This is a genomic window from Microbacterium sp. KKR3/1, assembly GCF_021272365.1.
In the GTDB taxonomy this organism is placed as follows: Bacteria; Actinomycetota; Actinomycetes; order Actinomycetales; family Microbacteriaceae; genus Microbacterium; species Microbacterium aurugineum.
The window spans coordinates 975,406-989,730 of the sequence record NZ_JAJSDW010000001.1 but is presented as its reverse complement, the minus strand read 5'-3'; the positions used below and the strand labels follow the sequence as shown (position 1 = coordinate 989,730).

The 14,325-nt window shown below is 70.3% G+C and carries 7 protein-coding genes; 5 read left to right on the top strand and 2 right to left on the bottom strand.

The features are described 5' to 3' along the window. Positions 1-139: 139 nt before the first annotated feature. A complete protein-coding gene (locus LVJ59_RS04745) occupies positions 140-3,361 on the top strand; it encodes an ATP-dependent DNA helicase (RefSeq protein WP_232762186.1) in 3,222 nt (1,073 codons plus the stop codon). After that, a complete protein-coding gene (locus LVJ59_RS04740; protein WP_232762185.1) occupies positions 3,358-6,867 on the top strand; it encodes an ATP-dependent DNA helicase in 3,510 nt (1,169 codons plus the stop codon). The genes LVJ59_RS04745 and LVJ59_RS04740 overlap by 4 nt, the downstream gene beginning before the upstream one ends. Here the strand turns inward: LVJ59_RS04740 and LVJ59_RS04735 are convergent. Then, entirely contained in the window at positions 6,813-8,186 is a 1,374-nt protein-coding gene (locus tag LVJ59_RS04735) for a phosphotransferase (RefSeq protein WP_232762184.1), read from the bottom strand. The two genes, LVJ59_RS04740 and LVJ59_RS04735, sit on opposite strands and share 55 nt — an antisense overlap. Before the next feature lie 64 nt (positions 8,187-8,250). Between LVJ59_RS04735 and nudC the strand changes: the two genes are divergently transcribed. Continuing rightward, positions 8,251-9,132 (top strand): NAD(+) diphosphatase, encoded by an 882-nt coding sequence (gene nudC / locus LVJ59_RS04730; RefSeq protein ID WP_131491923.1) that lies wholly within the window; start codon positions 8,251-8,253, stop codon positions 9,130-9,132. Beyond that, positions 9,129-10,850, top strand: coding sequence for an ATP-dependent helicase (locus LVJ59_RS04725; protein WP_232762183.1), 1,722 nt, complete (start codon positions 9,129-9,131; stop codon positions 10,848-10,850). Before nudC ends, LVJ59_RS04725 begins: the two co-directional genes overlap by 4 nt. An 829-nt stretch (positions 10,851-11,679) precedes the next feature. Here LVJ59_RS04725 and LVJ59_RS04720 read toward each other — a convergent pair. Next, entirely contained in the window at positions 11,680-13,071 is a 1,392-nt protein-coding gene (locus tag LVJ59_RS04720; protein WP_232762182.1) for a zinc-dependent metalloprotease, read from the bottom strand. 117 nt (positions 13,072-13,188) lie between these two features. On the opposite strand from LVJ59_RS04720, the gene LVJ59_RS04715 reads away from it, so the two are divergent. Beyond that, complete coding sequence (locus LVJ59_RS04715) at positions 13,189-14,280, top strand: PDZ domain-containing protein (RefSeq protein ID WP_232762181.1); 1,092 nt, start codon at positions 13,189-13,191, stop codon at positions 14,278-14,280. Positions 14,281-14,325: the final 45 nt, after the last annotated feature.

Genomic DNA, 14,325 nt, shown 5'->3' with positions numbered 1-14,325 from the left:
TCTACCCCGCGGGAATCGGGCGGGATCGGCACCCCGCGTCGGTTTCGCCGTGAGCGCACAGGCCGGGGGTGGCGGGTCGCGAGGGTGTCGCGTGCATGCGCGCACGACGATGTCCCCGCGTCCGGATAGCGTGGAGGGCATGACACCGGATGCCGCGCAGCGAGCTGTGATCGCCGCCGAGCCGTTCGCCTCCGGTGTCATCATCGGGGCGCCGGGAACAGGGAAGACGCGAACGCTCGTCGACCGCGTCGTGCACCTGCTCGACGCGGCCGATCTGCGACCCGAGCAGGTGCTGGCACTCACGCCGAGCCGCCAGGCCGCAACCGCACTGCGTGACCGGATCGGTGTCCGCATCGGGCAGGCGACCCCGGGGCCGTTGGCGCGTTCGCTCGGCTCCTTCGCCTTCCAGCTGGTCCGGGGGGCGATGGTGCGCGAGGGAGAGGAGCCGCCTGCGCTGCTCACCGGAGCCGACCAGGACCGCATCATCGCGGATCTGCTCGCCGGTGACACCGAAGACGGTCGCATCCCCTGGCCGGACGCGCTCAGCAGTTCGGTGCGCGCGTCGAAGGGATTCCGTTCGGAGCTCCGCGCGTTCCTCGCGGAGTGCACCGAGATCGGGGCCCGGCCGGACGAGCTCCGCGCATCGGGGAACGATGTGTGGGTGGCAGCCGCGGAGTTCCTCGTCGAGTACCGGACGGTACTCGACGCTCTGCGTTCCGCCCACCGCGACGCCGCGGACCTGCTCAGCGAGGCAGCTGCCATCCTGCGCTCGGCCGAGGCGGCGACGCTCGGCCCGCTCGCGCCGTTGCGCGTCGTGCTGATCGATGACGCACAGGAGCTCACCCGCGGAGGGATCGATGTCGTCAGAGCGTTGCGGGGGCGGGGCATCGCGGTGCTGGCGTTCGGCGATCCCGATATCTCATCCGGGTCGTTCCGTGGCGCGAGCCCGGAGCTCTTCGCGCAGCTCGCCGGTGCCGTCGGCGAGGTGCATGTGCTCGACGGCGCGCACCGGCAGCATCCGGCGCTCACCGCCTTGACTCGCACCGTCACACAGGCGATCGGAGTCTCCGGACGCGTCGAGCATCGCCGCGCACCGGTGCCCGTCGACCCGGAGGTGGTCGATGCGCACGTGTCGACCTTCGTCGCCCCGTCTCCCTACGAAGAGCTGGACCGCATCGCCGGTGTGATGCGCGACTGGCATCTGTCCGAGGGAATCCGCTGGGATCGGATGGCCGTCATCGCTCACGACACCCGTCAGGTGACCACGCTGGAGACCGAGCTCGCGGCCAGGGAGGTCCCCACGCGCGCCGCCGGTGTGCAGCGTCCGCTCGGGAGCGAAGGGATCGTGCGTGACATCGTCGGCATCGTGCGCCTCGCGTTGACGCCGGTCGAGGAGCGCACCCCGGAGGCGCTGGAGGAGGCACTGCGCACCCCGTTCGGGGGGATGGACGCGATCGGGCTCCGCCGTCTCCGCGCCCGCCTCCGGCACATCGAACTCGCACAGGGCGGGTCGACGCCTGCGCGCGAGCTGCTGCGCCAGGCGATGGCGAACCCCAGCCACCTGACGCTCATCGACTCGCCGGAATCCCGCTCCGCCGAGCGCTTCGCGGAGACGATCGAGGCGGTGGCGCGTGCCGCCGACCAGGGGGAGACGATCCACGATCTGCTGTGGCGGGTGTGGGAGCAGGCTCGTGCCGTCGACGGTCGGCGTCTGCAGGTGGCGTGGCGCGAGATCTCCCTGCTGCCCACCGGAGCGGAGACGGCCCGTTCGCTCGACGCGCTCGTCTCGCTCTTCGACGCGGCGAAGCGCTTCGTCGAGCGCACTCCGAACGAGAAGCCCGAGGTCTTCGTGCGCGACGTCCTCGACAGCGAGGTCCCCGAGGATTCCCTGTCGACCCCGGACCGTCCTGGCAAGGTCACGTTGCTGACTCCGGCCACGGCGCTCGGCACGGAGTTCGACGCCGTCGTCGTCGCCGGGGTGCAGGACGGCGTCTGGCCCAACGTCCGTCTCCGCGGCGGTCTGCTGCAGACCTGGCGTCTGGCCGATGCGCTCGAAGCCGCTCGCACCGGCGTGAGCATCGAACCGCCCGGGGTGCTGGACCGCCGGCGGGCAGCGTTGCATGACGAGCTCCGCCTGTTCGTGCGAGCCGTATCGCGGGCACGGAAGCGACTCCTGATCACCGCGGTCGATGACGACGACCTCACTCCGAGCCCGTTCTTCGCCTTCCTGCCCGCCCCGCACCCGCCGGAGCGCCACGCATCGGCCGAGCATCCGCTCACTTTGCGGGGGCTGGTCGCCCGGTACCGACGGACGCTGACCACGGCGCACTCGGATTCGCTCAGACGTGACGCGGCAGGCCAGCTCGCCGTCCTCGCCCGAGAAGGCGTGCCGGGCGCCGACCCCGCCGAGTGGTACGGCGTCACGGCCCCCTCCACGCAGGCGCCGCTGCGCGATCTCGCCGTCGACGGCGCGCGGGTCTCGCCCTCGAAGATGGAGTCCTTCGAGGAGTGCGGACTCAACTGGGTCATCTCGGCTCTCGGCGGAGACACGGTGATGCCGCCGACGGCGGGGATCGGCACGATCGTGCACGAGGCGATGGAGCGGGTGCCCGACGGCGATGTCGAGCAGATGCGTGCGATCGTCGCGGAGCGATGGCCGGAACTCGACTTCGAGACCGAGTGGATCGGCCGCAAGGAGCGTCGACGCGCCGATCTGCTCGTCGGGCGCCTGCACACGTATCTCGGCGAGGTGCGCCGCGAAGGCGGGCGGGTCCTCGGCAGCGAGGTGGAGTTCCGTTTCGCCGTCGACATGGTGGCTGAGGGCGATGCGCACGCGGTGCCCGCCGTGCATCCCGTCGGGGACGACCGCGCGAACCAGGCGATCATCCACGGGTACATCGATCGCGTCGAGGCGTATCCGCCGGATGCGGGCGAGCACGGCGCCGCACGCGGACGCGGCTGGGAACGGATGTCTGGCGGCCCGGACGGCCGCATCGTGGTGGTCGATCTGAAGACCGGGAAGAACGACCCTGAGTCGGATCCCGGTGTGCGCGAGCACGCGCAGCTCGCGGCCTATCAGGTCGCCGTCCAGCAGGGCCTGGTGGTGGACGCTCCGCCGGGGTCGTTGGCCGGGGCACGTCTCGTGATCGTCTCCAAGACGCTTGCCAAGAGCGAGTACCGCATCGCGCATCAGCACACGCTCAGCGACGAATCGCGGGCGGCCTTCCTGCGCCGCGTCTCGGATGCCGCCCGCGGCATGTCGGCGTCGAGCTTCACGGCGCAGGTCGAGTCGCACTGCGCCGACACCCAGCGCCGCGTGCATCCGTGTCGCATCCACACAGTCCCGGCGGTGAGCGCATGACCGGGTGGAGCGGCGGCGAGGGGATCTCGGCGACCGACATCGCGGCCGCGCTCGGACAGCCTCCGCCCACACCCGCGCAGCAGCGGGTGATCGAGGCGCCCCCGGAGCCGGCGCTCGTCGTCGCCGGAGCAGGCAGCGGCAAGACCGAGACCATGTCCGGGCGAGTGGTGTGGCTCGTCGCGAACGGGCACGTACGACGTGACGAGATCCTCGGACTCACGTTCACCCGCAAGGCTGCGGGAGAACTCGCGGAACGGATAGGCCACCGCTTGGCGGTCATCGACGAGTACGGCCACCGGGGCCTGCTGCCCCATCTGGCGCAGATCGTGGCCGACGGCTCCCTTCGCCGGGTCGAGGAGTCCGCTGAGGGCCGGCAGCGCGAGGTGGTGCGCAGGCATGTCCTCGACGAGCTCGCCGCTCATCACAGCACCGGGTGGGACCCCGCCATTCCTCGCGCGGCGGAAGACGTGATGATCCGTCCGCGGGTGTCGACTTACAACGCCTTCGCCGACGGGATCGTCCGCGAACATGCTGCGCGCATCGGCCGTGATCCCGACGTGGCCATGCTCAGCCAGGCCGCCTCCTGGATGCTCGCCCGTGAGGTCGTGCTCCGCAGCGATCTTCCTGAGCTGGAGAACATCGACTTCGCGCTCGGCACGATCATCGACGCGGTCCAGCGCCTCGCCGGCGACGCCCTCGACCATCGAGTCGACCTGGAGGTGGCAGAACGGATCGCGCGGGACCAGGCACTCGCCTTCGCGCCCTACCGGGGCAATGCCGACGTGGAGAAGGCGGCTGTGAACCTGCTCAGCCTGCCGACGCTCGCTCGTCTGGTGCGTGACTACATCGCCGAGAAGGAGCGCCGCGGCGTGCTCGACTTCGCCGATCAGGTGGGCGGTGCATACGACATCGTCGAGTCCGCGCCCGACGTGCGCGACGAGCTTCGGGAGCAGCATCGTGTCGTGCTGCTCGACGAGTACCAGGACACGTCGGTCATCCAGACCCGCTTCCTCGCCGAACTCTTCCGGGACTCCGCGGTGATGGCGGTCGGCGACCCCCACCAGTCCATCTACGGCTGGCGCGGTGCGAGCGCCGACAACCTCTACGCCTTCTCGAGGACGTTCTCGAGCACCGGAACGGCGCAGACCTACAGCCTCATGACGAGCTGGCGCAACGACCGCGGCATCCTCGGCATCGCCAACCGTGTGCTCGAGCCCCTGCAGCGGCCGGGACTCGACGTGCCGCCCCTCGAGCCTCGTCCCGGAGCAGGGGACGGCTCGGTGTCCGTCGAGTACGCGTTCACGGTCGATGACGAGGCCTCCGCCGTCGCGGATTGGTTCGCCGCGCGGAGGGAGGAGCATGAGGCGCGCGGGGTCGGCGCCGCGCAGAGTCTGCGCCCGCACACCGGTGCGATCCTGTTCCGGTCGAAGCGTCACATGCAGACTTTTGCGGCTGCGCTCGCCGCTCGCGGCATCCCGCACCGCATCCTCGGCCTGGGCGGGCTGCTCGCGACTCCCGAGGTGGTCGATGTCGTCTCGACGCTCAAGGTCGTGCACGACCCCACGGCGGGGTCCGCCCTGATCCGCCTCCTCACGGGACCCCGCTTCGGGGTGGGGGTCGCCGACATGGCCGCCCTCTACGACCTCGGTCGCGCGCTCTCGGAGCGGGACACCGCGTTGGCACCGCTTCCGGAAGAGGTGCGCGTGCGGTTGCGTTCCTCGCGCGGTGCCGATGAGGCGGTGTCCATCGTCGATGCGGTCGACGTGGTGCGCGCGGTGCGTGATGACTACCGTCTGCTCGAGACGATCAGCCCGGACGGACGTGCACGCGTCCGTGCCGCAGGGGAGATGCTGGAACGGCTCCGGCGGGCAGCGTCGCAACCGATCCCGGAACTGATCCGTCTCATCGAACTCGAGCTCCGACTCGACATCGAACTGGCCGCCAACGAGACACGAGGCCCGGCCCGGATCGCCGCCACGCAACTGCGGGCGTTCACGGACGAGGTGCGGGCCTTCCTCGCGGCCGACGAGCGGGGGAGCATCGGGAGCCTGTTGGCGTGGCTTGACAAGGCCGAGAGCACCGACGAGCTGATGCCGCGCCCTGAGCCTCCGGAGCCGGGTGTCGTGCAGCTGCTGACCATCCACGGCTCGAAGGGCCTGGAATGGGATGCGGTCGCCGTCGTGCGTCTCGTGGTCGACGAGCTCCCCAGCCGTGTCTCCGACACCTCGGGGTGGTTCGGCTTCGGTGTGGTTCCGTTCGCCCTCCGCGGTGATCGGGATGCGCTCCCTCGCTTCGAGTGGGACCCTGTCGAGGCGATGGGGAAGGAGGCGGATCCGCAGAAGAGGCAGAAGCTCGCGCAGGCTTCATTGTCAGGCGGCGCGACGAAGGCGAATCCGCTGGGCGGCGCCCTCAAGCGCTTCAAGGACGCGTACCGGGCGTATCAGCAGCAGGAGGAGCGGCGTCTCGCCTACGTCGCAGTGACACGTGCGCGGACCGATCTCCTGCTCAGCGGCGCACATTGGGCGGGCCAGAAGGCGCCACGGACGCCGAGTCCGTACCTGGTCGAGGCGATGGAAGTGGTGGGAGTCGAGCCGATCGCCCCGGTGGATCCCGACGACAACCCATACGACGGTCCCGGATCGACCCTGCATTGGCCGCTCGACCCGCTGGGTGCCCGGCGCGCGACCGTCTCGGCGGCAGCGAGGGCCGTCGACGATGCGGTCCGTGTCGGTGTCGCCGAGCCGTCGATCGAGCTCACGCGGTTGTTGGCCGAACGTGCCGCCCGGCAACGCGGGAACGATGCCGAGGCCCCGACCCGTGTGCCGGCATCGCGGTTCAAGGACTACGTGACGGATTTCTCCGGCACCCTATCGTCGATCGTCCGCCCGATGCCGGAGAGACCGTACCGACAGACCCGCCTCGGCACCCTCTTCCATGCGTGGGTGGAACAGAGATCCGAACTCGTCGGCGTCGGCACGCGTGTGGATGAGGCGCTCTGGGAGGTGGACGAAGACGACGTCGCCCCGGATCCCGCGGTCGGAGCGACGGCGGCGAGCGACGCGCCGGGGGCATCGGCGGATGCCGCTGATCTCGCGGTCCTCCAGGCGACGTTCGAGCGCAGTGAGTGGGGCCCGCTGCGACCGATCGCGGTGGAGATCGAGATCGACTTCGCCCTCGGCGCCGGGTTGTCGGACGTCGATGCGGGAGCGGCGCACATCGTCATCTGCAAGCTCGACGCCGTGTACCGGCGTGCCGATCGCGGTGACCGCATCGAGATCGTCGACTGGAAGACGGGCAGGGCTCCGCGTACGGCGAAGGAGCGCGACGAGCGGATGCTGCAGCTCGCGCTCTATCGACTCGCATACCACCGACGGTACGACGTGCCGCTGGAGGCGATCGATGTCGCGCTGTACTACGTGGCGGATGACCTGATCATCCGCGGCGACCGGGTCTACTCCGAGGAAGAGCTCTTCCAGCGCTGGAGTGCCGCGCGCGCCGCCCGCTGAGCCTCGTCCGAGTCGTTTTCGTCGAAATCGCCGTACTCGTCGTCGGACCGCGGGGGACGCGGGTGGGAGTCCTCGCGCGCGCCGGCCGGACCGCTCGTCCCGGCGAACAGGCTCGCGACCCCGGAGAGGTCTTCGGTCTCGATATCCAGCATCCCGGCACGACGGTCGGCGTCGTCGACGCGCTCGCCGGGCACGGTCGCGGTCGGTTCGGCGGAGGACGCGGTCACCGTGTCTTCCCCGTCCGCCGAGTCCGCCGATTCCGCCCACAGCTCCTCGGGGTTGTACGCATCGGTGTGCATCGACGTGTCGACTTCGGCGACGGCGTCCTTCGGCACGCGATCGAGAGCATCGAGTGCGGAGTCGACGCCGACACCTCGGGCGTCGATGATGGCGAGGTCGTCGGTGCGCAGTCCCTCGGCGAGTGCCTCCAGCAGGGACGCCGCATCGTCGACGATGTCAGGTCGATGCATCGCGTCGCCGTGCACGAGCCAGCGTGCGAACTCCAGCTCGGCGAGAAGGCGGGCGCGCACCTCGAGGCCGGCGTCCGGCGCCCGGTCGATCGCGTCAGAATACGCGCGCTGGACGTCTTCAGCGGCCTCCGGTGCAGCGGACAACCAGGAGAGGTCGAGGGCAGGGTCTCCTACCGAGAGGCCGTGCCAGCCGACCACGCCGACCACCTCGGGGCCGCGCTCGGGGTGATCGTCGAACAGGAAGGAGGTCGCCTGCACGCCGCCCAGGATGACGGTGGATTCGAAGCGCCACAGCTCATCGTCGGCGACGGCGTCACGCCACCGCACGGTGAGGCGCGCGGGGACGCGACCGGTGGCGGCCGCGGTGTCGACCAGGCGCTCCAGCTCTGCGCGGCTCTCCTCGGCGCTGCGCGTGGCGAGACCGGCACCGCGCACGACCGAGGTGGGCAGGCCATGGACGGCGGCGATCGAGGCGCCCATGGACTCGGCGGCGCCGCGACCGGCGGGCACCATGGCCGCCTCGATCTGGAATCCGGGGAGGAGTTCGGTGACGAGAGCACGTCCTTCGCCGAGCCGAGTCTCGCCGATGTAGGCCGGGGCACGGAAGGGGAGCATGGCGCGTGCCCCGTCGGTCAGCGCGCGCAGGGCGAGCGCTTCGGCAGCCAGTTCCCGCGCTGTCTCGTCATCGTCGGCGACGCGGATCGCGAGCTCACGGCCGTCGGTGAGAGTGGCGATCGCCGAGTCGAACCGTCCATCGCCATCGGCGCTCAGACGGCGCGCCCCCGTGACCTCCGCCCCGGGCAGTGCAGCGGTCACTGCCGCGGCTAGAGTGAAAGGAGAGCGTCCCATGCCCCCAGGGTAGGTCGGCTCAGGGGCGGTCCCGCCTCCGCCACGCCCGTGAAAGAGGGAGTCGATGACCAGTCAGCGCCCGTCTCTCGACCGTGCAGCCGAACTCCGCGATGAGGCGGACGTCCTCGAACGCCTCCGAGAAGACCCCGCCACCCGCGTGATCGTGGTCCGTGAAGGGCGCGTCCGGGTGGTCGATTCGACGTTGCTGCGGGTTCCTCCCTCGGCCGTCGTCGAAGCCACCTGGGCTCTGCTCGGACGGGATTCCGACGGTGCCGTGGTGCTCCTCGCCGCAGCCCCTCCGGAGACCGATTCTCTCGACGCGGCGCCGGATGAGATCTGGCTCGGGCTCCGCGACCTCGGCGGCCGTATCGACGATCAGGAGTCGGAACTCCTCATCGGCGCCATCGCCCTCGCCGGCTGGCTCCGCGATGCGCCGTTCTGCCCGACATGCGGGGGTGGGACGGAGCTGCGGCAGGCGGGATGGTCACGACGGTGCCTGGTGTGCGCTCGCGAGCACTTCCCCCGCACCGACCCGGCGGTGATCGTCGCGGTCGAGAGCCGTGACGGCGAGCGGCTGCTGCTCGGAGCGAACGCGAACTGGGGCGGTCGCATGTACTCCTGTTTCGCCGGGTTCACCGAGGCAGGGGAGTCGCTCGAGTCGACCGTGCACCGGGAGATCGAGGAGGAGTCGGGCGTGCGGCTGTCGTCGCTGCGGTATGTCTCCTCGCAGGCCTGGCCGTTCCCGCGTTCCCTCATGGTCGGCTTCCGGGCCGTCGTGGACGAGGAGTCCGCTGCGCTCGCCGATGGTGAGGAGATCATCGACGTGCGCTGGTTCTCCCGTGCGGAGATCGGCTCCGCGCTGGCAGGGCGGGGGCCGGTGGGCCTTCCCGGGCCCGCGTCGATCGCCCGCGCGTTGATCGTCGACTGGTACGAGGAGCGCGCGTGAGCGCACTCGATGCCCTCGACGAGCGGCAGCGAGCGGCAGCATCGGTCCTGCGCGGACCCGTTGCCGTGCTCGCGGGCGCAGGCACGGGGAAGACGCGCGTCATCACGCATCGCATCGCCCACGGCGTCGATACCGGCGCCTATTCGCCCTCCCGCGTCATGGCGGTCACGTTCACGGCCAAGGCCGCCGGCGAGCTGAGGGGGCGTCTGCGGGCGCTCGGTGTCGAGGGAGTCGCCGCTCGGACGTTTCACGCGACCGCGCTCGCGCAACTGAATTTCTTCTGGCCGACGCTCGCGGGTTCGCCCGCTCCGTCGATCATCGACAACAAGGTACGGATGCTGGGGCAGGCGGCGGATGCGATCCGGTTGCGGCCCAGCACGGCGACTCTCCGCGACATCGCCTCCGAGATCGAGTGGCGCAAGGTTTCGATGCTCTCGATCGACCAGTACGCGGCGCTCGACCGTCCGATCAGCGGAGTGGACACCGGTCAGCTCATCGAACTGATGCGCGGGTACGAAGCATTGAAGGATGACCGCCGTCAGCTCGATTTCGAAGACGTGCTCCTCGCCTGCGCGGGGATGCTGGAGACGGAGCCGCGGGTCGCCGCATCCGTCCACGAGCAGTACCGGCACTTCACGGTCGACGAGTTCCAAGACGTCTCGCCGCTGCAGAACCGGCTGCTCGAACTCTGGCTGGGAGATCGGCACGACATCTGTGTCGTCGGAGACGCCAGCCAGACGATCTATTCCTTCGCCGGCGCCGACCAGCGCTTCCTGCTCGAGTTCGAGCGTCGCCACCCCGACGCCACGGTGGTGCGGTTGGAGACGAACTATCGTTCCCAGGCGCCGATCCTGACCGTGGCGAACGCGCTGATGCACGGACGCCCCGGTGCGCTCGAGCTCGTGCCCGCGCGCGAGCAGTTCACGGCCGATGCACCCACCGTGACCGCGTACGACTCCGAGAGCGAGGAGGCCGCGGGGATAGCGGCCTCGATCTCGGCTCAGCTCGCCGCAGGGGCATCGCCCTCGGAGATCGCGGTCCTCTACCGTGCGCACGCCCAGTCCGCGGTCCTGCAGCAGGCGCTCGCGGCCGAGGGCATCGCGACGACGGTGCTGGGTGGTACTCGTTTCTTCGCGATGCCGGAGGTGCGTCAGGCCATCCTGGCGCTGCGGGCGGCCGCCGTGGCTCCCTCCGAGCACGGGTTCCTCCCGGCGGTCCAGCGGGTTCTGCGCGAGCTCGGTCTCACGGAGGAGCCGCCGGCTGCGGGCGGCGCGCAGCGCGGCGGATGGGAGGCGCGTCGTGCCATCCTGCGCCTCGCGGAGGATGCCGGTCCCGAGGCGGATCTGCGCAGCTTCAGCGACACGCTCATGGCCCGCGCGAAAGACCAGCATGAGCCCACGATGCGCACGGTGACCCTGTCGACCCTGCATGCGGCGAAGGGACTCGAGTGGCCCCACGTGCACCTCGCCGGGTGGGCCGAGGGGTCGTTGCCGATCTCCTACGCGACGAGCTTCGAATCGGTCGATGAGGAGCGGCGCCTGGCCTACGTCGGTGTCACGCGCGCCGCGCGGACGCTGTCGCTGTCGTGGGCGAGAACGGCGGGGCGGGGAGAGCGGGCTCCGTCGAGGTTCCTCGCTGAGATGGGGACCACGGCTCGCGGCACCGGCATTCTTCGTGAAGCCTCACCGAATGCCACCCGATCGAGCCGTCGGCGCTGACCTGCGCGATGCGGCTCTCCGAAGCCGGATGTTCCCCCAGGAGCACTGCGGCGATCCGTCCGGCCTCGGCGACCTGCACCGCGCGGATCGGCCCGGGATCGCGACCGATCAGCTGTGCGTGCAGCAGGGGCCAGGCCGGGTCGAGATCCGTGGCGTGTGCGTCCCGGCAGGCGAGGCACGCGGACGCTCCGGGGATGACGAGGGGGCCGACCGTCACGCGTCCCGGTTCGAACGACACGGGAAGGTGCGGGATGTCGTCACGGAGGAAGCGGGCGAATGGCAGAGCGGCGGCGGCACCTCGCACGAGCACGACGGCGACGGCGGGTGGCTGAGCAGGATCGACGAGGATGATGCCCTCGTCCACGAGCGACTCCCGCACGCGGTATTCGCACCTGCCGTCGGAGATGCCGATGCTCTCGACCCAGGCGCGGCGGGCCGCGGCTGGCTCATCGACCAGGAACGGCTCCACCCGGGCGAGCAGGGCGCGAGCCTCTTCGCGCGGGGCGCCGGCGGCATGGGCGATCACGTCGAACGATCCCCGGCGGAAGGACGAGCGCAAGCGGCTGAGGAGGCGCTCCACCCAGGGGGCGACAGCATCGAAGCTCAGGGCACTGTCGTAGCCGAGCTGGAGCGTGCATTCGTCACGCCACAGCAGTGGCGCGTTCGGGTCCACGCGCGTGAGGATCGGGGGAGTGAGCGGCATCTCTCCGATTCTGGAGGGGCACGCGCACGGCGGACGCCACTCCGCCGCTTCGGTGGAGAACTTCCCGCAATTCGCACGACGGGGGAGGAGAAGTGCGGCTTCCCCGTTCCGTCCGCGCCGCGTCGGTCAGACGGGTCGGTCGCCTTCCGGGGCAGCGTCGTCGTCGTCGTCATCTTCGGGCTTGTCCTCCGCGAAGTCGTCGCCGTCGAGCAGCCGCGCCAGCGCCTCGTCGAACTCATCGGCGACCGGCTGCTCACCGCGCTCTGCGGCCTGCAGTCGCGCCACGAGCGCCCGGGGGTCGTCGATGTCGTCGGCTGTCGGCATCAGGTCGGGGTAGTCCCACAGCGAGTCCCGTGCACCGATACCCACGGCGTCCGTCACGGCCTGCCACATCGCCGACGCCTCCCGCATCCGCCGCGGACGAAGCTTGAGCCCGACGAGTGCGCCGAGTGCGTCCTCCGCGGGGCCGCCCACCGCGCGTCTCCGGCGGGCTGCTTCCGCGATGCGCGCACCGTCGGGGAGCCGCGAGGTCGCCTGTGCGGTCACCACGTCTACCCACCCATCGATCGTCGCGATGAGGTTCTCCAGCCGGGTCAGCGCTTCGCGCTGGGCTTCGCTCTGCACAGGAAGCAGTGCGCCGCCCTCGATGGCCGCACGCAACTCCTCCGGGTCGGAGGGGTCGAGCCGGCTCGCGACGTCTTCCAGGGCATCCACGTCGACCGTGACGCCGCGGGCGAAGTCCGTGATCTGCGCCATCACGTGCAGGTGCAGCCATTTCGCGTGCCGATAGAGACGCGCATACGCGAGCTCCCGGGTCGCGAGGTAGAGCGCGATCTGGTCTTCCGGAATCTCGAGGCCCTCGCCGAAAGCGGTGAGGTTCTGCGGGATCACGGCCGCCGTGCCGGCGGGGAGCACGGGGATTCCCACGTCGCCACCGGAGACGACCTCGAGCGAGAGGTTCCCCAGGACCTGCCCGAACTGCGCCGCGAACACGGATCCGCCCAGACCCCGCATCAGCTTTCCGGCGCCCTGGACGACGCCGCGCATCTCCTCGGGGACCTGCGTGTCCAGTGCGGAGGTCAGTGCATCGGCGATGCTGGTCGACACCGGATCGGCGATCTCCTTCCACACCGGAAGGGTCTTCTCGACCCACTCGCCGCGCGTCATCGCGATCGGGGATTCGGCGAGCTCCGAGATCGTGGTCGCCTCGCCCAGCCAGAGGTTGGCGAGAGAGAAGGAATCGGCGAGTGAGGTGCGTGATCCGTCGCTGATGCCCTGCCCGTCGCGGTTGGCGATGAACAGGGCCTGACGCAGGGCGTTCTCCCAGGGGTCGCCGCCGAACGCGCCCTGGAGCTGCGACATGATCGTCTGCATCATCGCGGGGTCGAGGCTGAAGCCGTCCATTCCTTCGAACGCGCCGCGCAGTGCCTCGGGGTCGATGTCGCCACCGCCCTGGTTCGCGAGCATCCGTCGGAGGAACTCCTGGAAGTCCTCGGGGGTCGGGTCGTTGTCTGCCATGTCGCTCGCCTCTCAGCACATCTCTTGCCGTGGCATCTACGCTAGTCACAGGTTTCTGCGCGCGACCCCGATGCGGGCAGATCGGTGTACGCCGCTCGCGAACGACGGAGGAATGCTGTGGATCGAACGCGGTCTGGAAAGCCTGGACTCGGAGTCTGGGCGCTGATCGTCGCGCTCGTCGCCCTCGTCGTACTGACGTTCCTGCCGTCGCCCTATGTGATCCAACGGCCCGGTCCGGTCTACGACACGCTCGGCACCGCGACCGACAAGGACGGCGACGAGGTTCCGCTGATCAAGGTCGACGGCGCCGAGACGTTCGAGACGGCCGGCACGCTGGATCTGACCACCGTGCAGGTCGTGGGGAACCGTGAGCGAACCCCGAGCTGGTTCGAGCTGGCCCTGGCCTGGATGGACTCCTCGCGCGCCGTCGTGCCGCTGGACTCCGTCTTCCCCGAAGGCGTGACGACCGAGCAGCGCGACGAGCGCAACGCCACGCTGATGATCGACTCACAGCACGAGGCCACCGCAGCCGCGTTGAACGAGCTCGGGTACGACACCGGCGCGCAGGTCGTGGTGGTCGACGCCGTCCCCGACTCGCCGGCACAGGGGGTGCTCAAGGCCGACGATGTGATCACCGCGATCGACGGCGCACCGGTGGCCTCGGCGACGCAGCTGCGAGAGGCGATCCAGGTGGCGGCGGGCGATCCCGTGACGCTCACCGTGCTGCGTGATGGCGAGGAGCAGACGGTCGAGGTGACACCGGTGGAGCACGTGGAGGGCGGTGTCACGACCTGGCTCATCGGCGTCACGCTCCGCACGGACTACGACTTCGAGATCGATGTCACCATCCAGTTGGACAACGTCGGCGGGCCCAGTGCAGGGATGATGTTCGCGCTGGGGATCATCGACACCCTCACCGAGGGAGAGCTCAACGGTGGGGAGAATATCGCCGGCACCGGGACCATCGATGCCGCGGGCACCGTGGGCCCGATCGGCGGGATCCGGCAGAAGCTGTACGGTGCGCGCGACGCCGGCGCGGAGTTCTTCCTCGCGCCCGCGTCGAACTGCGACGAGGTCGTCGGGCACGTCCCGGACGGACTCCAGGTGATCCGCACCGCGACGCTCGATGAGTCGCTCGCCGCGCTCGAGGTGATCGCCGACGACGGCGACGTCGCCGCGCTGCCGACGTGCGAGACCGCCGGCAGCTGATCCCCGACCGGGCACCGTGACCTCGCCGTGACCGGGATGACAGCC

Excerpts from the sequence above, each read along its gene's own strand:
- LVJ59_RS04740 (WP_232762185.1), top strand. The coding sequence starts at position 3,358 with ATGACCGGGTGGAGCGGCGGCGAGGGGATCTCGGCGACCGACATCGCG.
- nudC (WP_131491923.1), top strand. The coding sequence starts at position 8,251 with ATGACCAGTCAGCGCCCGTCTCTCGACCGTGCAGCCGAACTCCGCGAT.
- LVJ59_RS04735 (WP_232762184.1), bottom strand. The coding sequence starts at position 8,186 with ATGGGACGCTCTCCTTTCACTCTAGCCGCGGCAGTGACCGCTGCACTG.
- LVJ59_RS04745 (WP_232762186.1), top strand. The coding sequence starts at position 140 with ATGACACCGGATGCCGCGCAGCGAGCTGTGATCGCCGCCGAGCCGTTC.
- LVJ59_RS04720 (WP_232762182.1), bottom strand. The coding sequence starts at position 13,071 with ATGGCAGACAACGACCCGACCCCCGAGGACTTCCAGGAGTTCCTCCGA.